This window comes from Clostridium sp. OS1-26, assembly GCF_030915445.1.
In the GTDB taxonomy this organism is placed as follows: domain Bacteria; phylum Bacillota; class Clostridia; order Clostridiales; family Clostridiaceae; genus Clostridium_AM.
Window position 1 is genome coordinate 5,651,734 of the sequence record NZ_CP133264.1, and the last position, 22,428, is coordinate 5,674,161.

Consider the following 22,428-nt stretch of genomic DNA (forward strand, 5'->3'; position numbering starts at 1 on the left):
ACTATTCAATTAGTTAGTTAAGAACAACCTCTATCATAAAACATACTCCTTTTTTGATACATTTAAATATCTAATCACATTATAGAGCTAATATCTAAACTCCTAATGCTATTTTAGTTTAACAACCTTATTAGGTTATCTACATTATATTTTAAATTTATGGCCTTTGCAATAGCTTTTATCGAACTTTTGTAACATTTTTACTAAATTACAACATTCTCCATTAACCTTACTTTATTTCCATGATATTAATCCTTTTTACTCTATTATGAAGATCAGAAGATTTACCTCCCCTTTGCGGAACTTCCTCTTCTTTTATGCTTAAAGTTTTTGCAATTAAAGCTCTTACTCTTGGACCGCAGAAAGCTCCTTGACACATTCCCATTCCGGCTCTTGTACGTCTTTTAATAGCATCAATAGATTTTATTTTAATACCTCTTTCTAATGCATCTACAATCTCCGCTTCGGTAACTTTTTCACATCTGCATATTATATGCTTACCTGGTTCCTTTGAATTAACATCCCCATTAAAATCTTCATCTTTTTTAATTATAATAGGTTTTCTATAAGGCTTAAAATCTTTCTTTTCTTCTAAATTTAATCCTGAATTTTTAAGTATATCTAATACCTTTTTAGCAATAGCAGGTGAAGATGTCAATCCTGGAGAATCGCCTGTTACATTTAGGAATCCTTTTACTTTTGTTTCTTCCACTATAAAATCTTTTCTTGTATTAGTAGGCCTAACCCCTGCAAAGGAAGTTAATGCTTTTTTCATATCAAAATCACTTACAGATTTTTTAGCTGTTTCAACAATAGCCTTAATTGAGTCTTCATCTGTAGATACATCTTCTCTATGTGTCACCTGTTGGGCATCTGGACCTATCATAAGATTACCATGATAAGTAGCCGTTACCAGTATACCTTTACCTTTTTCTGTTGGAACTTGAAAAATCACTTTTTTTACTAAATAAGATTGGTCTTTATTAAATATAACATATTCTCCTTTTCTCGGAATAATGTTAAAATCATCTACTCCTATCATTCTTGAAATTCTATCACTGTGAACGCCTGATGCATTTATAATATATTTACTTTCAAATACTCCTTTATTAGTTGTAACCTTAAAGGTATTTTCTAGCTTTTCTATAGCTGTAACTTCATGATTTAATTTTAATTCCACACCATTTTCCAAAGCATTTTCAACTAAAGCTATGGTGAATTCATAGGGAGAACATATTCCTGAATCTTTACAATATAAAGCCCATTTTACTTCTTTGCTTAAATATGGTTCCATTTTTCTTACTTCAGCACCATCTATTATTTCCAATCCACCTACACCATTGTCAATACCATCTCTATAAAGATTCTTCAAATGCTCCTTTTCATCATCGGAAAAAGCAATTACTAAAGATCCGGTTTCTCTGTAGCCAAAGTTTAATTCTTTTTCAAGCTGTTCAAACATTCTGTTTCCTTTTACACAAAGTTCAGCTTTTAAAGTACCAGGCTCGTCTGAATATCCGCCATGTACTATACCACTATTGGCTTTAGATGAGCCGCAGCTCACATCTTCCTCCTTTTCAAGAACACAAATATCAAGATTGTACTTTGAAAGTTCTCTGGCAATGTTAGCACCTATTACTCCAGCACCAATTATTATTACATCATACATCGAAATCCCTCCATTCTTGTAATTAAGTTTTTACAAAATTATAGGGTTACACCTCTTAAGCTATAATACCATTAGATATTATGTATAAATAAGACAATATTGTTAGTTGATAACTTGTATTATTTAATAACTTTATACTTATTATAACATATAATCTAAATATTTTGTGAATTATAATTATTAAATAGCAGTAAATTAAAATATAAGTGGAATTAGAACTTTTATTTTAATATTTCTTCTCTTTCCCGTTTCTTAAGCCCTTTGAATACTAAATCGTAGGAAATATCAATAAGCATTTTTACAGTTTTATCTTCTATTGAACCATCTATTTCTACAGTATTCCAATGTATCTTATTCATATGATATCCAGGCTTTATTGCATTAAATTCTCTTCTTAGGTCCTGAGACATAATAGGGTCACATTTTAGATTTACCTTTAAATCTTTTTCATTAATATTGGTAAGTGCAAACATTTTGCTGCCAACTTTAAGTACTAATGTTTCATCATCAAAAGGAAAGTCTTCATAAACTCCTTTTTTACTTAAACAATAATCTTTTATCTCTTGTAGATTCATTATCTACACCACTCCTTTATTCTAATCCTTATTTAAAGAATATTTCACCGTATATTTAACTGATACTAATACTTCAACTTCTACAATTAAGCAGACATACAAAATCTGTGATTTTAATATGGTCGCTTACTCATTCGACGATAGGAGAAGGAATTTCATATATTAATAGTAAACCAGAATCTTATAATTATTTTGAACTATACTAATCTCATGAACTAATCTAACTAGAAGTAAAACTGACACCGTATAAAAAACGACGTCAGCTTTTACATCTTCTGCAATATTTACTACTTTTGTCTACCTTATTTGTAGATCTTTACTTCTTATTTTTTAATGTTAACATAAGTGTTACTTAGTTTAATTATAGTCATTTCTTCCTTTAAATTTAATAAATCCAGGAAACTCCTCAGAGGTTAATTCTTTAATTTTATCCTCATCTTCTAGTAATTCACTTAAACCATCTATATCATCAATATATTCTATGCTATCATTCCAAACATCTTCGTCCTGTTTCTCTTCACTAAGCTCGTAATCATCTACATATTCATCATATAACACTTCTTTTTGTTCAGAATCCTCTTCTGTTTCCTCTATATCATCTTCGGGCCTTGCAAAATCATCAACTTCTTTATTATTTTCTGAATGGATTTTGTAATCTTTTTGCTCTAACTCATCCTCTATAATTTCATCAATTTTTATAGCTTTCATATCGTACCCTTCCATCTCTAGGCACTTACCACAGTTATTACACTTTTTATTTGCATTTAAATCGCATTTTTCACATTCTCCGCAATCATTGCAACTCTTTTTATTACTAAATATACAAACTTCTCTTTTCATGGCTACTTCCTTTCTAAATGAACAATATGTAAAAATAGTCTACATACTATTATACATTATCTAATTGAAAATCCAAGCTTTAGATTTACAAATAATCTTGTATACATAGGTGTATAGGATTACAATTTCTAAGCTCAGCCTCTAAGTTAATTATTCCCAAAAACTACATTTATAATACAGAACATAAGTTTGATATTTGGAATCCTATATGATATAATTCAAGATAACTAAATTAAAGAGGTGCATTTTATGGCGGAACACAAAAACAACAAACAATTGGAGATTTATGAATATATAAAAAATCAAATCAAAGAAAAAGGATACCCTCCATCAGTCAGAGAAATTGGTGCCGCTGTTGGATTAAAGTCTACATCTACAGTTCACGGTCACCTTGAAAGACTTGAAAAAAAAGGCCTTATTAAAAGAGATGCTACTAAGCCAAGAACTATTGAAGTTATAGAAAACTCTACGAATAGAAAAGAAATAATAAACATTCCTATAATAGGAACTATAACTGCCGGCTCTCCCATTTTAGCCATTGAAAATATAGAAGACATATTCCCACTTCCTATAGATTATGTGAAAAGCAACAAAGAGCTTTTTATGTTAAAAGTAAGTGGTGAAAGTATGATTGAAGCTGGTATACTGGATGGTGACTTATCTATAATTGAAAAGGCAAACTCTGCACAAAATGGTGACATAGTTGTTGCTCTAATAGAAAACGAAGCAACACTAAAAAGATTCTTTAAAGAAAAAGATCATATAAGACTTCAGCCTGAAAACAAAAATATGGATCCAATTATTGTACCAGACTGTCAAGTTATTGGTAAGCTTGTTGGTATATACAGACAATACTAAAATATAGGGTTAATATGTTAAAAGTTCACTTGCATTTTAGAAGAATTCCCCAAAATGTAAATGAACTTTTAATAATTATCTTATAACCTTAGATAGAGCAATAAGTATACCTATTTTAGCATGGTCAAAAGTAAGTCCGCCTTGAAGGTATGCTATATAAGGTTCTCTTATAGGAGCATCAGCGGAAAGTTCTATAGAAGAACCTTGTATAAATGCACCTGCAGCCATTATTACTTGATCTGTATATCCTGGCATATCCCATGGTTCACATTGAACAAAGGAATCAATAGGAGATCCAAGTTGTATACCCTTACAGAAATTTATAAGCTTTTCCTTGTCATTAAATTTAATTGCTTGAATTATATCACTTCTCTTATCCGTATATTTAGGAAGAACCTCAAAACCAGCAAGTTCCATTATTCTAGCACAAAAAGAGCTCCTTTTACAGCTTCAATTGCAACCTGTGGTGCAAGAAATAAACCTTGATATAAAAGCCTCATAACTCCAAAAGTTGATCCACACTCTCCTCCAATGCCAGGAACAGTTAATCTATATGAAGCTTGAGTAACATACTCCTCTTTTCCTGCTATGTATCCTCCTGTTGGCGCTATCCCTCCACCTATATTTTTGATTAGAGATCCAGCTACTAAGTCTGCTCCTACATCTGTAGGTTCTTGAGTATCTAAAAATTCTCCATAACAGTTGTCTACAAAACATATTACCTCTGGTCTTATATTTTTAACAAAATCAATGATTTCTTTTATATCTGAGATTAATAAAGCCTTTCTCCAGCCATAACCAGTTGATCTCTGTATATGAACTAGCTTGATACTTTTATCACTTTCAAGCTCAACCTTAATTTTATCCAAATTAAAGCCGCCATCTGATGTTAAATCTACTTGCTTGTAATTTACACCGTACTCTCTTAGCGAACCAATATTTTTTTTATCACTAATACCTATTACATTATGTAGTGTATCATACGGAGTACCACAAATTGACATCATTGTATCTCCAGGCCTTAAGTTGCCAAATAACGCCGCACCTAATGCGTGTGTTCCATTTACGAAATGAGGTCTTACTAAAGCGCTTTCACAATTAAAAACTCTTGCATAAACTTTATCTAAGGAGTCCCTTCCTATATCACCATAACCGTAACCTGATGAATTGGTAAAATGTGAATCACTTATTCTTTCATCTTGAAGAGCGCTTAAAACCTTTAATTGGTTATACTCTCTTATTTCATCATAGATTGCAAACTGCTCTTTTATATCATCTATAGCTTGTTCATAAAGTTCAATTGTTCTATCACTTATACCATAAATTTTACTAAGTTGTTTTTTCGTTAGATCTATCATTTTAAATAAAAACCTCCTGAATTTTATCCTGACCCTCCATTGCTTACGATGTCTTAATTCTCATCATTTGCAAATAACACATTGTTTATATTAACATATAAAAAAAGAATAGGCAATTATAAGCCTATTCTTAAGTATCACTTTCTGAAACATTGTTATTAAATAAAACTGGCTTTGAAGGTGTAATAGTAGAAATGGCATGTTTATATACCATCATCTGTTTACCATCACAATCTAATATCACTGTAAAGCTATCAAAACCTTTTACATTGCCTTTAATTTGAAATCCATTTGTTAAATGTATTGTAACAAAGGTTCTATTCTTTCTTGCTCCATTTAAAAATATATCTTGTAGATTGTTCGCTGTTTTACTCATATTCTTCACCCTCCACAACTTTTAATTATATTAATTCTATAAATATTATAAAATTCCTTTTATATTTTACGAATTCTTTAATGAAAGAAATTTTCCTGTTATATATTCCACTATTTCATTCTCATCATTAAATTTATCTTTATCTATCCATATTACTCTGTCATCTTTCCTGAACCAAGTAAGCTGTCTTTTGGCATAGTTTCTACTTCCCTTTTTGATGAGATAAATGGCTTCATCAAGAGATATATTGCCATCTAAATAATGCAGTATTTCCTTATAGCCAATTCCCTTCATCGACTGCATATCTGCCGTGCAGCCCATGGCTTTTAATTTCTTAACCTCATCTATAAGTCCATTTTCAATCATAATATCCACTCTTCTATTTATTCTGTCGTATAATTTATCTCTATCCATATTTAGAACAAAGTAATAAACATTATATGGTATATCATAAATGTCATTTTCTAAATTAAACTGACTTATAGTCTTTCCTGTAAGTTTAAAGACCTCTAAAGCTCTTATAACCCTCTTTAAATCATTAGGAAATAATCTGTTATATGACTCCAAATCGATATCCTTTAGTAAATTGTGCACATATTCTTTTCCATTGATTTCAGCCATGCTTTGCAAGTACTCTCTATATTCTTCATCTACAGATGCTTCTGTAAAATCATAATTATAAATTAAAGAATTTATATATAGACCAGTTCCTCCAACTAGCATTGGAAGTTTTTGCCTTTCATCAATATTATCAATTGCTTTCTTTGCCATTTTTTTAAATTCAGAGACATTAAAACTTTCCTCAGGCTCTACGATATCTATGAGATAATGCGGTACTCCCTGCATTTCTTCTTTGGTAATTTTAGCTGAACCTATATCCATATGTTTATATATCTGCATAGAGTCAGCTGATACTACTTCTCCATTAAGCCTTTTAGCTAATTTTATAGAAATATCTGTTTTTCCAACAGCTGTAGGGCCTGCAAGTATAAATAAGTCTTTCATAAAATTCCCCCTTATCACTGTATTCTCTTAAATCTTTTCTCTAATTCATTTAATGTGAATTTCATTATGGTCGGTCTTCCGTGGGGGCAAGTAAAGGGATCATCAATAAACCTTAAATCCTCAACGAGCGTTTTCATTTCTATATTTGATAAGCTATTGTTAGCTTTTACTGCAGATTTACATGCAAGCTTAGCTATGGAGTTATATTTAATTTCCCAGGTTTGACCAGAACCCATATTTTTCAAATTATCTAGTATATCCATAAATAAATTTTTAATATCTGGTTTACCTAATATAAGAGGTACTTCCCTTATACTTATGGTATTTTCTCCAAAGACTTCGATATTAAAACCAGATTTCTTAAATATGTCATTATTTTCTAAATAGTAATCGTAATCTTCTGGTGTAAGCTCAATAACCGCTGGAGTTATGAGAACCTGTGACATAACTTTATTTTCTTGTATGCTTTTTTTATATTTTTCAAACAGTATTTTTTCATGTGCTGCATGCTGATCTATTAAATATAAGTTGTCTGAAGCTTCTGCAAGAATATACGTACTTCGAAACTGCCCTATTATAGCAAGAACTGGGAACTTTGCAACCTTTTCTTCCTTTGTTTCTTGATATGTTTCTATATTCTCTTTCACATTACTTTGCTCACTTAATACTTCAGTACTATTAATATTAAGTGGCGTATTTTGCTTTGATACTTCACTTTCCTTTATACTATCAGCTGAATTATAACTTAATTCTTTTAAATCATTTTTTTGATTACCTAAAAAGTTATTTTCTAGGTTGCACTCATAGTTTTTATTATTACCATAATTTTCAACTTTATAATTACTTTCATTAAAAGTATTTAAATCTATTGGCAATTGAATGGTGCTGATTTCTTCCTTTATATAATTTGATTCCTCATTCTTTGCCAAAACCTCATCATCAAAAGGTATATCAAAAGAGTTTCTTAAGCTATTTCTTAAAGCTTCATGAATCGCATCAAAGGTTAGCTTAAAAATTTCTCTATCATCCCTAAATTTTATCTCTGATTTTGTTGGATGAACGTTTACGTCAATAAACTCTGGGAATATATCTAAAAAAACAACGAAAAAGGGGTATTTGTTAACAGTTAAAAAGGATTTAAATGCATTTTCTACTGCTGCAGTAATAAGTTTACTCTTAATATATCTCTTGTTTACAAATATACTTTGATTATTTCTGCTTCCTCTGCTTATCTCTGAATTGCCAATGAATCCATGAATGGAGGATATATCTGAATGTTTTTCAAAAGCTATAATATTATCGCATATTGATTTACCATATACTGCCCTTATAGCGTCTGCTAGTTTTCCTGTTCCATATGTGTTTAAAACCTTTTTTCCATTATTAAAAAGCTTAAAAGAAATATTAGAATTAGCTAATGCAAGCCTATTAAGTATATCTGATATGTAAGCAGCTTCTCTACTGGATGATTTCAAAAACTTCTTTCTTGCAGGAACATTAAAGAATAAATCTTTTATTTCTATAGTTGTACCTACATTACAACCTGCATCTTTAATATAATCTAAAATACCGCCATTTATGGAAATTTCCTTACCATAATCATATTCTTCAGTTCTACTTTTTAAAACTGTATTTGAAACTGCAGCAATGCTGGCTAAAGCCTCTCCTCTAAAACCCATGGTGTTTATAGCGTATATATCGTTTATGGAATTTATTTTGCTTGTTGCATGGGGCATAAAAGCCTTTTCTATATCTTCTGGATGAATACCATGCCCATCATCTAAAACTTTAATACTTTTCTGCCCACCGTCTTCTATTTCTACAATTATATTTTTGGCTCCTGAATCTATACTATTTTCAATTAGTTCTTTTACAACAGAAGAAGGACGTTCCACTACTTCACCAGCAGCTATTTTATTAGAAGTTTCTATATCTAATATATTAATTCTCTTCAAATAATCACCTTCTAACTACAAGTTAAGCATATGAAAATAAATAACGAGTCAAAGATGCTAGTATATTTTGTGTCAGACGGAAAGCAGGTTCTGCTGACGCAGTATTCATAAAATATACTTTCATACCGACTTGTTATTTATTTCAATATGCCTTAATCTTCTATAATGTTTTTGTTCTTTTTATTATATCATAAAGTTTATTGAATCCTTCCATAGGAGTCATATTTAATATATCAATGGAGGCTATTTCCTTAAGCATATTTTCTCTTTCTATATAAGAAAAATCAATTTGCTCCAAAGTATTCTTATCTAAAGCTACTTCTTTTTGAGCTTCTATACTTGAACTTTCTTTTACTATTTCATTTCTATTCTCTGTTCTATCCGTTTCATCTATCTTATCTTTAATGACCTTCTTTGCTGCATCATTAATTTCTTCTATATTTACATCACTTGATTTATCACTTTCTATCTTACTCAATATCTCCTTAGCTCTATCTATAACATCGCTAGGGAGTCCTGCAAGCTTAGCTACTTCTATACCATAAGATTGATCTGCTCCACCTCTTATAATCTTATGTAAAAATACTATATCACTTCCAACCTCTTTAACAGATACCGAGTAGTTCTTAACACCCTCTAGCAGCCCTTCAAGTTTAGTAAGTTCATGGTAGTGTGTAGCAAAGAGGGTTTTACATCTAAGTTTTTTGTTTTTGCAGATATATTCTATTACAGCCCATGCAATACTTAAGCCATCATACGTACTGGTTCCTCTTCCAACCTCATCAAGCAATATAAGACTTTTATTAGTTGCGTTTCTTAGTATATTAGAAACCTCCCACATTTCTACCATAAAAGTACTTTTACCTGCCGCCAAATCATCTGATGCCCCTATTCTAGTAAATATTTTGTCACAAATAGATATAACAGCCTTTTTTGCAGGAACAAAACTTCCTATCTGAGCCATAATTACCGTTAAAGCAACTTGCCTCATGTAGGTTGATTTTCCAGCCATATTAGGTCCAGTTATTAATAAAAGCTGCTCATCCGTCGTATTAATATGAGTATCATTAGATATGAAACTTCCTGATGATATCATCTTTTCTACAACTGGGTGTCTTCCTTCCTCAATATATATATCTTCACTATTGTTTATTTCCGGTTTGCAAAAATTGTTTTCCAGCGCTATGATAGCTAAAGAGCTCAAACAATCAAGCTCAGATACTATTCTTGCTGTTTGCTGCATTCTATCAACCTGAGCCTCTATCTTTTCTCTAAGTTCAACAAATATATCATACTCCAAATTTATAAGTTTTTCTTCTGCACCTAGTATTTTATCTTCCATTTCTTTTAGCTCTGGAGTTATATACCTTTCAGCATTTGCTAATGTCTGTTTTCTTATGTATCTCCCCTCTGGAACTAAGTTGAAATTACTTTTCGTTATCTCAATATAATACCCAAATACTTTGTTGTATCCTACTTTAAGAGATTTAATTCCTGTTACTTCTCTCTCATTATTTTCTAGAGAGGCTATCCATTCTTTTCCGTGTACCTTAGCTATTCGTAATTCATCAACTTCTTTATTAAAGCCTTCCTTTATTAGATTTCCTTCTTTTATTGAAATAGATGGATTTTCTAATATTGCTTCATCTAATATTTTATAGACATCCTCTAGCTCATCTAAGTTTTTATACATGTCTAAATGTAGTTTGCTTGTAAAGCTTGAAAGTATGTTCTTTATGCCTGGTATTTTTTCAATAGATGCTTTTAAAGATGTTAATTCCTTTGCATTAACACTTTTAGAAGATATTTTGCCAACTAATCTTTCAATATCGTATATCTCTTTTAACGCATCTTTTAAATCTTCATGTAAGGACAGATTGTTTAAAAGTTCTTCTACTGCATCCAATCTGTTTTGTATAGCAGTTTTATCTACTAAGGGCTGTTCAACCCATCTTCTTAGTTGTCTTCCGCCCATTGCAGTATTAGTTTTATCCATTACCCAAAGCAAAGAACCTTTTTTGCTCTTTTCTCTTAAGTTTTCAGTTAGCTCAAGATTTCTTCTTGAATTTGAATCTATACTTAAATAATCTACAATACTATAATATTGAAAATTATTTATATGTGATAAGGAAGTTTTCTGTGTCTCTATTACATATTTTAAAAGGGAACCGCAGCATCTTACTAAATCACTGCTGTATTCTTTTTCATTAAAGTTAGGAAATTGCTCTTTTAATATATCCACTATATTAGATAGAAAAAATTCTTCTGGAAGCTTTGTAAAGGATGCAGTGCATCTTTCTTTAATTTCAGAACATATTTTTTCGTCTAATGCATCTTGTATTAATATTTCTTTAGGCATATACTTTGCCACTTCATCTAAAACAACAGATATATCTAGTGATGCATCTGTACAGTTAAAATCTCCGGTAGAAATATCTGCAAAACTTAAAGCGAAAGAGTTTTTTTCATTATTTATATATAAACTCATTATATAGTTATTTTTATTGTCCTCTAGGAATGAAGAATCGGTGTACGTACCTGGAGTAATTACTTTTATGATACCCCTTTTAACTATTCCTTTAGAAGCAGAAGGGTCTTCAAGTTGCTCGCAAATGGCTATTTTATATCCTTTGTTTACTAATCTGCTTATATATGTATTAGCAGCATGAAATGGTATTCCGCACATAGGGGCTCTTTTTTCCAATCCACAATCTCTACCTGTAAGCACAAGTTCTAATTCTTTTGATGCTGTTTCAGCATCCTCAAAAAACATTTCGTAAAAATCGCCTAATCTAAAAAATAATATACAATCTTTGCAGCTTTCTTTTACCTGTAAATACTGCTGCATCATTGGAGTTAAACCCACTTTGCTACCTCCCTCTATAATCTTTAATTTTCCTTAATATATTAGCTCCTTAGTTAGCTTATAAAATAAAAAGCCCTTTATATTTAAGAGCTTTTTATCCGGCGGCTATCGCCTCTGGATAACTTATTCTAAGCTTTAGGTGAAGCAAATCATTCTCCCTAAAGCTTTAGAATTCTGATTATCTTATAGTATAAGATGTTAAATCTGTTCTCCAACTAATGAAAATGAATTAGCTTTTATTATCTTAACATTAACTAATTTACCTATACTGTCTTTTTCACCAGCCAAATTTACTAGTTTGCCTGTTCTTGTTCTTCCCATTAATTTTTCCTCATCATTTTTACTTAAACCTTCAACAAGCACTTCAACTGTTCTACCTTGATATTCCTTGTTTTTATTAGCAGATGATTCATTTATTACTTCAATCAATCTATTAAATCTATCATGCTTAATATCATCAGATATTTGGTCTTCCATCTCGTCTGCTGGAGTTCCTTTTCTTTTTGAATATATAAATGTAAAGGCTGAATCATACTGCACTTTTCTTGCAAGGTCTAGAGTTTCTTCAAAATCTTCTTCTGTTTCACCAGGGAAACCTACAATAATATCAGTACTTATAGCCACATCTGGTATGGTCTTTTTTATTCTATCCATTAATTCTAAATATTGTTCCTTTGTATAACTTCTGTTCATCCTTTTTAGTATTCTACTAGAGCCTGATTGTACAGGAAGATGTATATATTCACATAATTTATCACATTCAGCTATAGCATCTATTACATCTTGAGTTAAATCTTTAGGGTGAGATGTCATAAACCTAACTCTTTCCAAACCTTCTATATTATTTATTCTTCTTAAAAGTTCAGCAAAAGTAAGTCTTGGCTCTAAATCTTTTCCATATGAATTTACATTTTGTCCTAGCAAAGTAATTTCTTTGTATCCCAATGCAACTAATTCACCAATTTCTTTTTCTATATCTTCTGGTTTTCTACTTCTCTCTCTGCCCCTTACATAAGGTACTATACAATAGGTACAGAAATTGTTACATCCATACATTATTGTAACAAAAGCTTTGACATCGCTTTCTCTGTCTACCGGAATACCTTCTACAATTCCTTCCTCTTTATCTTGTATCTCTATTACTGATTTGCCCTCTTGTTTTACTCTGTTTAGATATTCTGGAAATTTGTAAGCATTATGTGTTCCAAATATAATATCTACAAAAGGAAACTTCTTTAATATACTTTCCGCCATGTCCTTTTGCTGCATCATACAACCACATACTGCTATTACTAGTTCTGGGTTATTTTCCTTCAGTTTTTTTAATGCACCAAGATTTCCGTATACCTTAAGCTCTGCATTTTCTCTTACACAACAGGTGTTAAATATTATTAAATCTGCATTATGCTTATTATTTGTTCTTCCATAACCTATTTTTTTAAGCATACCGGAAAGCTTTTCTGAGTCTTCCTCATTCATCTGGCAGCCCCAAGTTTCAAGATAAAAATGTTTTTTACCTTCTGTGCTTTCATTTATTTTAAAATTAATTCTCTTGTAATTATTCATTATTTTTCACCTCATAGTAACCTTAAATTTATATGCAATATACTATTAATATTGTACTATTTACATTACAATTAATATATTATACTGTATTTTATATAAAATTAAAAGAGAAAGAATTGTTTCTACAATTTATTAATATATACTTATTCTTTGCAAGTATATATTAATAAATTTAAGAATTTACCCCATTCAAAATTTCAAATTATTATAAATTGCCATTGAAAACTTACAAAAAAAATTGTATCATTGATAGTGGAGAGAATGTTTTATATTAATTTAATGAAATTTGAAAAGGTTTACAAAATGTTCTTAATTTTGAGACAACCTTCTCTTTATGTTGCAATTTATGTATTTTTATACTGTTAAAGAAGGGTTTTTTCAATTTTTGTAGAATAATATACTAAGTAGACCTTAAAAAATTAATTTCGGAGGGATATTTTATGGAAGTACGTTTTTCAGAAAGAGCTATGGGATTAAAGGCATCAGAGATTAGAGAATTACTAAAGTTAGCTGAAATGCCAGAAATTATTTCTTTTGCTGGTGGATTACCTGCACCAGAGTTGTTCCCTGTAAAAGAAATGGAAGAAATTTCACAAAAGGTTTTAGAAAAAGATGGCAGATTGGCGTTACAGTATAGCTCAACTGAAGGTTTTGCACCTTTAAGAGAAATAATTGCAAAAGAAAGAATGGCTCCAGCAGGAGTAAACGTTTCAGCGAACGATATTGCTGTAACATCTGGTTCACAACAAGGACTTGAATTCTCAGCAAGAATATTCGTTAATGAGGGCGATACTATAATATGCGAAAGCCCAAGTTATCTAGGTGCAATCAATGCATTTAAAGCTTATAGACCAAATTTTGTTGAAATACCAATGGATGACAATGGTATGATAGTCGATGAATTAGAAAAAGCATTAAAAGCTAATCCAAATACTAAAATGATATATACTATACCAGATTTCCAAAATCCAACTGGAAGAACAATGTCAGATGATAGAAGAAAGCGTGTAGCAGAATTAGCTGCTGAATATAAAGTTCCAGTAATTGAAGACAACCCATATGGAGATCTTATTTTTGAAGGTAAAAGACATCCTTCAATAAAAAGTTTTGATAAAGAAGGTTGGGTTGTTTATCTTGGAACATACTCAAAAACTTTCTGTCCTGGATTAAGAATTGGTTGGATATGCGCAGCACCACAAATATTAGAAAAATATATAGTAGTAAAACAAGGCGCTGACTTACAGTGTAGCTCATTCGACCAGAGACTAACTGCTTTATTCATGGAAACTCATGATTTAAATGAACACATTGAAAAAATAAAAGTAGTTTATAAGAATCGTAGAGATCTTATGATTGATAGCATAAAGAAATATTTCCCAGAAGGAATAAAATACACATTCCCAACTGGTGGATTATTTACATGGGTAGAATTAAAAGAAGGTCTTAATGCTGCTGACGTATTAAAGGAAGCATTAAAAGAAAATGTTGCTTATGTTCCAGGCGGTTCATTCTTCCCTAACGGAGGACATCCTAACTTCTTTAGAATGAATTATTCATGTATGGATGAAGAGAAAATAGTTGAAGGAATGAAAAGATTAGGAAAAGTTCTTGCAAAATTTTACTAATATTGTATGTAATTTAGTTGTATAAAACTCCCCTTTTAGGTAAAACTACTCCTAATAAAAGGAGGGGTTTATATGTATGATGCTAAAGTTTTAAACAATATTGGTGAATTGAACAACATTCGAGAAACTAATGACTGTATAAGATGTGACTGTATTGGAGACAGAGCATATTTTAGGCAAATTCAATATGAATCTATGTTTGAATTTAAAACAGTTCATATTCCTATGGAAAATGTAATAAAATAATTATTGCCAGTATATAGAAAAATGGTAGTAGGACAATACAAAGAGACTCATAAATAGAAATTACAAACACCCCATAATTTAGCTATGGGGTGTTTTTTTATAAATTATCTCTTTAATTCCCACGTACACACTTCATTTTTAATCTTAAACCCTAACTTTTCATATAAATTTACTGCAGGAATATTAGTATTTTTTACTTTTATTTTTACATTTTTAAATCCAGTATCCTTTATTATTTTTAAAAGATAACTTAAAAAAGCTTTACTGTAACCATTACCTCTGTATTCCTTTAATATACCAAAATTAACTATAACTGGAATACTATCTTCAATTATTATTTGACCATATCCAATATATTCTCCATCTTTTTTTAAAAATACGGCACCTTTATCGAAATAATAACTTTGTACCTGATCAAAATAAATATCTTCTATGCTTAATGGCACTCTGTTATCATCTCTAAAGACCTCATTCTGAATTTCACATCTTTTTTGCTCATCTCTTTCTCTTTTTAAAATCTCAAATTCCAATTCCTCATTTGAATACAAAGGAATATTTTCTGAAACATTAGAATAGAGAACTAAGGTCCCCTCTTTTTCTAAACCCTACATCCTTTAAAATCTCATAATTATAATTGTTACTTTCACATAGATAGGTTATTGAATAATTTCTTTTTATAGTGTCTATCAGAGTTTTATATAGCATATTAGTCTTCATATTACCTATTGCCTTTAAAACGCTTATAGCGTTTATACAGCATGAATTTTTATCACCCATATCCGACCATATATAGCCTATATATTTTGAATCGTCTTTTAGTAATTTAACTCTTCTTCTTAAAAGAATTTGTTGAGCAAAATTGCATTTATTGTAGATTTCGAAAAAGTCCTCATTTAAGGTGTTAAATTCATATCTAGCTTTATTTAACTCTTCAAAACAAATAAGGTTTCTTTTATTTAATCCTACACATTCATACATAAAATTTATCCCCATGTCGTATTTTATTATTAATTCTAGTTCAATATTAGTATAAAACTTAATTATATCTATGTCAAAACCCTTACTGGTAATCTTTAAGGTAATTTAAATAATCTTCCAAAAAATTATTTTGGTTATCATTGTATCTTACTAATCTGTTTAGCTTATGCATATATTTAGATTCATTCCATTCTTTATGCTTTATATATCGTTTTTTACCAAGCTTCCAAAACTTATGAGGGAATATAATTAAAGCTAACATTACTTCTAACTCACTTTTATCAAGCTTGCTAATAGAATTATATTCTTCCATTAATATCTTAGCTTTTTCAAAATCCCATTTATAGCTTCTCTTAAACATCAGGCGCCTTATAAGCTTTCCTAGGTCATTTACATGAAGATCTACTATTATGCTATCTAAGTCTATTATATAGTACTCTCCATCCTTTTTAATGATGTTTTGATAGTAAAAGCTATCATGACATATAGTTTTATTCTGACTAGCTTGTCTTGACAACTTATAATACTCAGAAGTATTTAGAAAATTGAGAGCAACCATACCTCTATGATATATACTCTCTATATAATTACCAAAGGCAATGTCAAATCCGCTTTTAATCTTTTTTCTATTTATAATTCTCTCAAATTTTTCTAAGTCCTGAAGGTTATCTTTAAAAATCACAGGCCAATTTTTTAAATTATTTTTAATTTTAAGTCTTTTAATATCTATATTACTTGAAGCTATATGATAATGTGCTAATAATTTTACACAATTTTTTGCTTCTTCTATACTATCTAAATTACATTCTTCTCCATCAATCCATTCAGTGGCATAAAAAAATGAGTTTCTATATTTTACATATATTCTATCATTTTTTGTTTTGTAATATTTTGCTATATTATAAAATCCTTTGTCAACAAGCTCTTGAACCAATATACTTCCATTAAGAGGTTTGTGTTCACCATGTTTCATTCTTTTTAAGCATATATTTCCAAAAGAAGTTTCCAATTTATAGGCACTTCTTACTTTAACAAACTTAATAACATCAAAACTGTAATTTTCTAAAACTCTATTTACCATTCTTATTTCTTTTTCTGAAAGTTTATCAATGGAATTAATGCTTCTATCTTCCACTTTTCTACCTCCCATAAGCTCTCTAGTAAATTATATTATGGAAAGCAGAAATTATTACATTTATTTATTAAAAAATAAAAGACCATCGATGTCGATGGTCCTCTATATATTTGACGCCTTAACTGATACTGGCTGTTCAAAGATTCCTCTTTTTACTTCAGTAGCAGTCATGTTCTTTGCTTCAAATTTTTCTGTCATGTAATTACATGCGTCCCATGGATTTATCTTATCACCACAAGTAAATACGTCTACAGCGGCGTAACCAAGTTCTGGCCAAGTGTGAATAGTTAAATGAGATTCTGATATAATAACAACCCCACTTACACCTTGTGGACTAAACTTATGAAAGGCTACTTCTCTAACTTCGGCACCTGCTTTCAAAGCAGAGTCAACCATTATCTTTTCTATAAATTCTTTATTGTTTAAAATCTCAGAATTACATCCATAAATTTCTGCTAAAATATGACGTCCTAATTCATGCATTCTCCGTATTTACCCCCTTACATAAAAATATAACAATTAAATTTTATCAAAAATAACAAAAAAGTCAATATATATAGCTATTTTTTTAATAATACACCTATAAAACTCTGATTTTTTAAACTTTTCTCTTTTTTTCTATGTATCTTATTGAAAAATAATAAAAAATGCGTGCATATAAACACTTTATTACACGCATTTTTAAATAAGTTTTATAGATATTTCTATTCAGAAATATATGAGTTCATTATAAACAGAGTTCTTGGCATCAGATGAAGTTTTAACTCCACCTGATGCTTAGAAATCGTTATCCAGGGACGTAGCTGCTCTTTACTCCCGCTTGGAGAAGCGGGAGTATTAGAGCGGGTAGTCATCGGATAAAGATTTTTTAAATTTCATCTACTTCCTTAATGCTTAATCCTATTTTTTTATTTTCTTTATTAACTTCTAATATTTTTGCTTTAATTTCTTCACCAATAGTTAAAACATCTTCTGGTTTGTTTATTCTCTTATGACTGATTTGTGATATATGAACTAATGCATCAACTCCTGGCTCTAATTCTACAAAAGCTCCAAAATTTGCAAAACGAACAACTTTTCCTAAAACTATATTGCCTATAGGGTATTTAATATCTACATTAGTCCAAGGATCTTCCATGGCCTTCTTCATAGATAGAGATAATTTTTTATTTTCTTTATCCAAATCTAATATATAAACTTTTACTTTGTCTCCTATGCTAAGCACATCTCCAGGTTTTCCTACTCTACCCCAGGATACTTCAGATACATGAAGTAGTCCATCAACTCCTTGTACATCAACGAAAGCACCAAAGTCTGTAAGTCTTTTTACTTCACCATCTACAATAGTATCTTTTTCAAGTGAGCTCCATGTTTCCTTTTCTTTATTTTCTTTTTCTAATTTTAATGATTCTCTTCTTGAGCCTACTATTCTAGTTCCTTTTCTCTCCTCTTTAAATTCAATTAGGTTAACCTCTAATTCTTTATTTATGTATTGATTAAGGTTATCTACATGAAAAAGTTCTAAGTGTGATGCTGGTATAAATACTCTAATTCCTTTAAAACTTGCTACTAGTCCTCCATTTACCGCATCTTTAACCAATACTTTAATTAATCTATTTTGCTCACTAGCTTCTTTTAGTTCTTTATAAGCTTCTTCTCTCTCAAGTTCTATTCTTGATAGTACTACATATCCGTCCTCATTTTTTCTTCTTATAATTTTTACTTCTAACTCATCACCTTCATGAATAACATCATTAAGGTTTGTGGAATCATCTTTTACTACTTCATTTTTAGGAAGTATTCCATCAGCCTTATATCCTATATTTAGGAAAGCTTCCTTTTCACCTACAGAAATTATTTTCCCTTTAATAATTTTTCCTACTATTATTGGCTTGTCATTCTGCTCCATGTAAGCTAGCTGCTCATTCAGTTCTAAATTTTTATCATCACCCATTTTTGAAATTGCCTCCTTTATTATCCAATCTGGTGTTGAAGCCCCCGCCGTAACACCTATAGTTTTTATTTTATTAGAATTAATTATATCATCAGGTATTTCTCCTGAATTTTCAACATGAATAGTATTAGAACAATTATCTTTACAGATCTCATAGAGCTTAGTGGTATTGGAACTATTGCGTCCTCCCAAAATTATCATCATGTCTACCTTCTTAGAGATTTCCCCTGCTGCCTTTTGTCTTAATTCTGTAGCACTGCATATAGTATTAAAGGCAATAAATTCTTTACATCTCTTAACAACTATATTTAAAACCTTTTCCCAATTTGATTGTTTTTCCGTTGTTTGTGATACAACACATAACTTGCCAGGAAGTTTATCTAAATCTGAACCATCCTTTGTTATAGTCGCCTCATCATTACACCAACCATTGATACCAATTACCTCAGGATGACTATTATCACCAACAATAAGTACAGAATATCCTAAATCATAATATTTTTTTACTTTTTTGTGTATATTAGAAACATAAGGACAAGTTGCATCCGCTACATTGATTTCTTTACTTTCAAGAAGATCGTAAATTTTTTTAGGCACTCCATGTGAACGTATAATTACAACATCACCTTTTTCTAATTTATCTATATCTTCTATATTAATAGGATATATATCCCTTTCTTTTAGATAATTTACTACATCAGTATTATGAATTAATGGCCCTAAGGTATATATTTTCTTATTGTATTTATTCTGAATATTTACCGCTTCGTCTACAGCTCTTTTTACTCCAAAACAAAAACCTGCCTTGTCAGCTAATATAACTTGCATATAAATTCACCTTCAACTATTAATTGTTTTTTTCAATATATTCTTTTACATAATCAGAAATAACTTCTACAACTTCACTTATTGAAAGTTTTGAAGAGTCTATTTCAATAGCGTCTTGTGCTTTGCATAAGGGATTACTTTTCCTATTAGAGTCTATATAATCCCTTTTTAGTATATCATTAAGTACATTATTATATTCTGTGTCTATTCCCTTATCTTCAAACTCTTTGCACCTTCTTTTAGCTCTCTCCTCAGCACTTGCTGTAAGGAAAAACTTAAGTGGAGCATTCTTAAGAACGACAGTTCCTATATCCCTGCCGTCCATAATAACATTATATTTATGTGACATATTTTGTTGAAGTTTAACTAATATTTCTCTAATTCCCGGAATAGCCGCATAATTAGACACATTATTACTTACTTCTGGAAGTCTAATTTCCTCGGAAACATCTTCTCCATTAACTATAAGTTTATCATTTTCAAAATGCATATCTAGTGAATTTGTAAGTTTACATAGGCTTTCTATATCAGAGAAGTCAATATTATTTCTCATTGCCATAAGTGTAACTGCTCTGTACATTGAGCCAGTGTTTATATACATTAATTTAAATCTTTCAGCTATCATATTTGCAATAGTGCTTTTTCCTGCTCCAGCAGGTCCATCAATTGCTACAGATATATTCAAAGTTGCATTCCGCCTTTCCAAAGGTAACACATTTTAAACTATCTTTATATATTCTATAAAAGTGTTTAAAATCCTTTAATTTTTACTATTATTCGCTAAATAAATCTTTCCTTAAATTTCTGGCATTATTTAAATATACAAACTCTCTATTTTGTTGATTTGTGTCTGCAAGTATTAAAATTCTAATACATAAGGGTATAGATGCCTCTACATCGTCTTCAACGTACATCTCGTTAAAATGCATTATGGCTGCATGTTTAACATCGAAGTTCTCCCTTATAAACTTGCCTGGATAAGACTGTGTAATATCTCTAGTACAAGAGAATTCAATTGTAAGAATCTTATCGAGTTCTAAATTGTTTCTTTTAATTAGTTGATCAAACAATTCCACTGAACACTTTTTTATCTCTTCCTCACAATTGCATGAAATAGTAGTAGCACCTCTAAGAGCTATCATTGATTTTCACCAACCTTAATTCCCGCTAAAAATCCCGTAGATAAAGCAATTTGAATATTATATCCTCCAGTATAGGCATCTACATCTATTACTTCACCTGCAAAATATAAGTTATGTATAATCTTAGACTGCATTGTAGAAGGGTCTATTTCTTTAACACTAACTCCTCCTGCAGTAACTATAGCTTCCACTATAGGTCTTAATCCCTTTATTTCTAAAGTAAAGTTTTGCAAAAGGTGTACCAATTTCTTTCTTTCTTCTCTAGTTATCAAATTGACTTTTTTATCAGGGTCAATTTCAGAAAACCTAATAATTATATCAATTAATTTTTTAGGAAGTAAGTCATCTAGAGAGTTTTTAAAATCCTTGTTGATATATTTAGCAAAATCCTTTTGTATTCTTTTATCAAGCTCCTCTTGAGATAATGCTGGCTTTAAGTTTATAACAGCTTTTAAGTTTTTTCCTTCAGTTACTACTCTACTTCCACTTAATACTATAGGTCCTGAAATCCCAAAATGAGTAAAGAGCATTTCACCGAACTCCTTAAAAAGGGACTTATTTTTACTATCTAGTATTGTTAACTGTATATTTTTAAGAGAAAGTCCCTGAAGCTCTTTTATCCATGGCTCCTTTACTTCTACAGGAACTAGAGAGGGCGCAATTTTTGTTATACTGTGACCTAAATCTTTAGCATATTTATGCCCTTCTCCACTGGACCCAGTTTGAGGATAGGACATTCCACCTGTGCATAATATAAAATAATCACCTTTTATAACTGTATTATCTTCAAGTTGAACAGCCTCTATATTATTATCATTACTTATGATTTTTTTAACTTTACTACTTAATCTTACATCTACTTTTTTTCTATGTAGTTCTTTTTGAAAGGCTCCTATTATGTCAGAGGATTTATCAGATTCAGGAAATACTCTTTCTCCTCTTTCTATCTTTAATTTGACACCAACATTTTCAAAAAACTTCATAGTATCTTCATTGGTAAAGGTATAGAGTGAACTGTATAAAAAGTGCGGATTACCAGGTATATAATCAAAAAATTCACTTATATCTTTTGCATTAGTTATATTACATCTACCTTTACCTGTTATAAATAATTTTTTGCCTAATTTTTCATTTTTTTCTATTAATATTACAGTATGCTTATCTGCAGCAGCTAAAGCTGCCATCATACCTGCTGGACCTCCTCCGATTACTACGACCTTCGCCATTACATCACCATCCTTTTATTTTATGCATATTCAAGCCGCTGATTATATAATTTATCAATATGTATAATATTAATTATCTATATTATAGTAATATAATATAATTATTTATTCAACAACTATATTAATATGTGAAGCTATTGATATGCTTAGGTTTAAAGCTGTTAACAGTATTAGGAAAATTAATTTAAAGTGCTTTTGCAAACAATTTTGCAAACATACTAGTTAA

19 protein-coding genes and 1 pseudogene are annotated in these 22,428 nt (G+C 30.3%); 3 read left to right on the forward strand and 17 right to left on the reverse strand.

Annotated elements, in window-relative coordinates; translation table 11 throughout:
- Nucleotides 1-229: 229 nt before the first annotated feature.
- The 3 genes from RCG18_RS27785 to RCG18_RS27795 all read right to left on the reverse strand — a co-directional run bounded on the left by RCG18_RS27785 (nucleotide 230) and on the right by RCG18_RS27795 (nucleotide 3,084).
- Nucleotides 230-1,669, reverse strand: a complete 1,440-nt coding sequence (locus tag RCG18_RS27785; RefSeq protein ID WP_308039205.1) for an NAD(P)/FAD-dependent oxidoreductase — start codon at nucleotides 1,667-1,669, stop codon at nucleotides 230-232.
- Between the two features lie 221 nt (nucleotides 1,670-1,890).
- Entirely contained in the window at nucleotides 1,891-2,244 is a 354-nt protein-coding gene (locus tag RCG18_RS27790; RefSeq protein WP_308039206.1) for an MmcQ/YjbR family DNA-binding protein, read from the reverse strand.
- Between the two features lie 357 nt (nucleotides 2,245-2,601).
- Nucleotides 2,602-3,084 (reverse strand): hypothetical protein, encoded by a 483-nt coding sequence (locus tag RCG18_RS27795; protein WP_308039207.1) that lies wholly within the window; start codon nucleotides 3,082-3,084, stop codon nucleotides 2,602-2,604.
- 249 nt (nucleotides 3,085-3,333) lie between these two features.
- Between RCG18_RS27795 and lexA the strand changes: the two genes are divergently transcribed.
- Nucleotides 3,334-3,942: a transcriptional repressor LexA gene (lexA, locus tag RCG18_RS27800; protein WP_308039208.1), complete on the forward strand. Its 609-nt coding sequence runs from the start codon at nucleotides 3,334-3,336 to the stop codon at nucleotides 3,940-3,942.
- 75 nt (nucleotides 3,943-4,017) lie between these two features.
- On the opposite strand, the pseudogene RCG18_RS27805 reads toward lexA, so the two are convergent.
- The 6 genes and pseudogenes from RCG18_RS27805 to miaB all read right to left on the reverse strand — a co-directional run bounded on the left by RCG18_RS27805 (nucleotide 4,018) and on the right by miaB (nucleotide 13,068).
- Nucleotides 4,018-5,300 (reverse strand): annotated as a pseudogene (locus RCG18_RS27805) (aminotransferase class I/II-fold pyridoxal phosphate-dependent enzyme).
- 130 nt (nucleotides 5,301-5,430) lie between these two features.
- Nucleotides 5,431-5,676, reverse strand: coding sequence for an RNA chaperone Hfq (gene hfq, locus RCG18_RS27810; protein ID WP_308039209.1), 246 nt, complete (start codon nucleotides 5,674-5,676; stop codon nucleotides 5,431-5,433).
- Between the two features lie 66 nt (nucleotides 5,677-5,742).
- Nucleotides 5,743-6,681: a tRNA (adenosine(37)-N6)-dimethylallyltransferase MiaA gene (miaA, locus tag RCG18_RS27815; protein WP_308039210.1), complete on the reverse strand. Its 939-nt coding sequence runs from the start codon at nucleotides 6,679-6,681 to the stop codon at nucleotides 5,743-5,745.
- 14 nt (nucleotides 6,682-6,695) lie between these two features.
- Nucleotides 6,696-8,636, reverse strand: coding sequence for a DNA mismatch repair endonuclease MutL (gene mutL, locus RCG18_RS27820; RefSeq protein WP_308039212.1), 1,941 nt, complete (start codon nucleotides 8,634-8,636; stop codon nucleotides 6,696-6,698).
- A 160-nt stretch (nucleotides 8,637-8,796) separates the two neighbouring features.
- The gene (gene mutS / locus RCG18_RS27825; RefSeq protein WP_308039213.1) at nucleotides 8,797-11,502 is read right to left on the reverse strand and encodes a DNA mismatch repair protein MutS; all 2,706 of its coding nucleotides are present in this window, start codon (nucleotides 11,500-11,502) and stop codon (nucleotides 8,797-8,799) included.
- 198 nt (nucleotides 11,503-11,700) lie between these two features.
- Nucleotides 11,701-13,068, reverse strand: coding sequence for a tRNA (N6-isopentenyl adenosine(37)-C2)-methylthiotransferase MiaB (miaB, locus tag RCG18_RS27830; protein ID WP_308039215.1), 1,368 nt, complete (start codon nucleotides 13,066-13,068; stop codon nucleotides 11,701-11,703).
- A gap of 440 nt (nucleotides 13,069-13,508) precedes the next feature.
- On the opposite strand from miaB, the gene RCG18_RS27835 reads away from it, so the two are divergent.
- Complete coding sequence (locus tag RCG18_RS27835) at nucleotides 13,509-14,693, forward strand: PLP-dependent aminotransferase family protein (protein WP_308039216.1); 1,185 nt, start codon at nucleotides 13,509-13,511, stop codon at nucleotides 14,691-14,693.
- A gap of 72 nt (nucleotides 14,694-14,765) precedes the next feature.
- Complete coding sequence (locus RCG18_RS27840) at nucleotides 14,766-14,939, forward strand: hypothetical protein (RefSeq protein WP_308039218.1); 174 nt, start codon at nucleotides 14,766-14,768, stop codon at nucleotides 14,937-14,939.
- A 104-nt stretch (nucleotides 14,940-15,043) separates the two neighbouring features.
- On the opposite strand, the gene RCG18_RS27845 is transcribed toward RCG18_RS27840, so the two are convergent.
- From RCG18_RS27845 to RCG18_RS27880, 8 genes are all read right to left on the reverse strand, one after another.
- Nucleotides 15,044-15,469: a GNAT family N-acetyltransferase gene (locus tag RCG18_RS27845; RefSeq protein ID WP_308039219.1), complete on the reverse strand. Its 426-nt coding sequence runs from the start codon at nucleotides 15,467-15,469 to the stop codon at nucleotides 15,044-15,046.
- A gap of 37 nt (nucleotides 15,470-15,506) precedes the next feature.
- Nucleotides 15,507-15,917, reverse strand: coding sequence for a hypothetical protein (locus RCG18_RS27850; RefSeq protein ID WP_308039220.1), 411 nt, complete (start codon nucleotides 15,915-15,917; stop codon nucleotides 15,507-15,509).
- 82 nt (nucleotides 15,918-15,999) lie between these two features.
- A complete protein-coding gene (locus RCG18_RS27855; protein WP_308039221.1) occupies nucleotides 16,000-17,052 on the reverse strand; it encodes a CotS family spore coat protein in 1,053 nt (350 codons plus the stop codon).
- Between the two features lie 102 nt (nucleotides 17,053-17,154).
- The gene (speD, locus tag RCG18_RS27860; RefSeq protein WP_178909716.1) at nucleotides 17,155-17,535 is read right to left on the reverse strand and encodes an adenosylmethionine decarboxylase; all 381 of its coding nucleotides are present in this window, start codon (nucleotides 17,533-17,535) and stop codon (nucleotides 17,155-17,157) included.
- A 385-nt stretch (nucleotides 17,536-17,920) separates the two neighbouring features.
- Entirely contained in the window at nucleotides 17,921-19,834 is a 1,914-nt protein-coding gene (locus RCG18_RS27865; RefSeq protein WP_308039223.1) for a bifunctional 4-hydroxy-3-methylbut-2-enyl diphosphate reductase/30S ribosomal protein S1, read from the reverse strand.
- Between the two features lie 19 nt (nucleotides 19,835-19,853).
- Nucleotides 19,854-20,519 (reverse strand): (d)CMP kinase, encoded by a 666-nt coding sequence (gene cmk, locus RCG18_RS27870; protein ID WP_308039224.1) that lies wholly within the window; start codon nucleotides 20,517-20,519, stop codon nucleotides 19,854-19,856.
- An 88-nt stretch (nucleotides 20,520-20,607) separates the two neighbouring features.
- The gene (aroH, locus tag RCG18_RS27875) at nucleotides 20,608-20,976 is read right to left on the reverse strand and encodes a chorismate mutase (RefSeq protein WP_308039225.1); all 369 of its coding nucleotides are present in this window, start codon (nucleotides 20,974-20,976) and stop codon (nucleotides 20,608-20,610) included.
- Nucleotides 20,973-22,202: an NAD(P)/FAD-dependent oxidoreductase gene (locus tag RCG18_RS27880; RefSeq protein ID WP_308039226.1), complete on the reverse strand. Its 1,230-nt coding sequence runs from the start codon at nucleotides 22,200-22,202 to the stop codon at nucleotides 20,973-20,975. Before RCG18_RS27880 ends, aroH begins: the two co-directional genes overlap by 4 nt.
- Nucleotides 22,203-22,428 lie beyond the last annotated feature (226 nt).

Coding starts and splice junctions, on each gene's coding strand:
- RCG18_RS27880 (WP_308039226.1), bottom strand. CDS start 22,202: ATGGCGAAGGTCGTAGTAATCGGAGGAGGTCCAGCAGGTATGATGGCA.
- aroH (WP_308039225.1), bottom strand. CDS start 20,976: ATGATAGCTCTTAGAGGTGCTACTACTATTTCATGCAATTGTGAGGAA.
- RCG18_RS27865 (WP_308039223.1), bottom strand. CDS start 19,834: ATGCAAGTTATATTAGCTGACAAGGCAGGTTTTTGTTTTGGAGTAAAA.
- RCG18_RS27835 (WP_308039216.1), top strand. CDS start 13,509: ATGGAAGTACGTTTTTCAGAAAGAGCTATGGGATTAAAGGCATCAGAG.
- miaA (WP_308039210.1), bottom strand. CDS start 6,681: ATGAAAGACTTATTTATACTTGCAGGCCCTACAGCTGTTGGAAAAACA.
- RCG18_RS27790 (WP_308039206.1), bottom strand. CDS start 2,244: ATGAATCTACAAGAGATAAAAGATTATTGTTTAAGTAAAAAAGGAGTT.
- speD (WP_178909716.1), bottom strand. CDS start 17,535: ATGCATGAATTAGGACGTCATATTTTAGCAGAAATTTATGGATGTAAT.
- RCG18_RS27795 (WP_308039207.1), bottom strand. CDS start 3,084: ATGAAAAGAGAAGTTTGTATATTTAGTAATAAAAAGAGTTGCAATGAT.
- miaB (WP_308039215.1), bottom strand. CDS start 13,068: ATGAATAATTACAAGAGAATTAATTTTAAAATAAATGAAAGCACAGAA.
- RCG18_RS27785 (WP_308039205.1), bottom strand. CDS start 1,669: ATGTATGATGTAATAATAATTGGTGCTGGAGTAATAGGTGCTAACATT.
- RCG18_RS27850 (WP_308039220.1), bottom strand. CDS start 15,917: ATGTATGAATGTGTAGGATTAAATAAAAGAAACCTTATTTGTTTTGAA.
- lexA (WP_308039208.1), top strand. CDS start 3,334: ATGGCGGAACACAAAAACAACAAACAATTGGAGATTTATGAATATATA.
- RCG18_RS27840 (WP_308039218.1), top strand. CDS start 14,766: ATGTATGATGCTAAAGTTTTAAACAATATTGGTGAATTGAACAACATT.
- hfq (WP_308039209.1), bottom strand. CDS start 5,676: ATGAGTAAAACAGCGAACAATCTACAAGATATATTTTTAAATGGAGCA.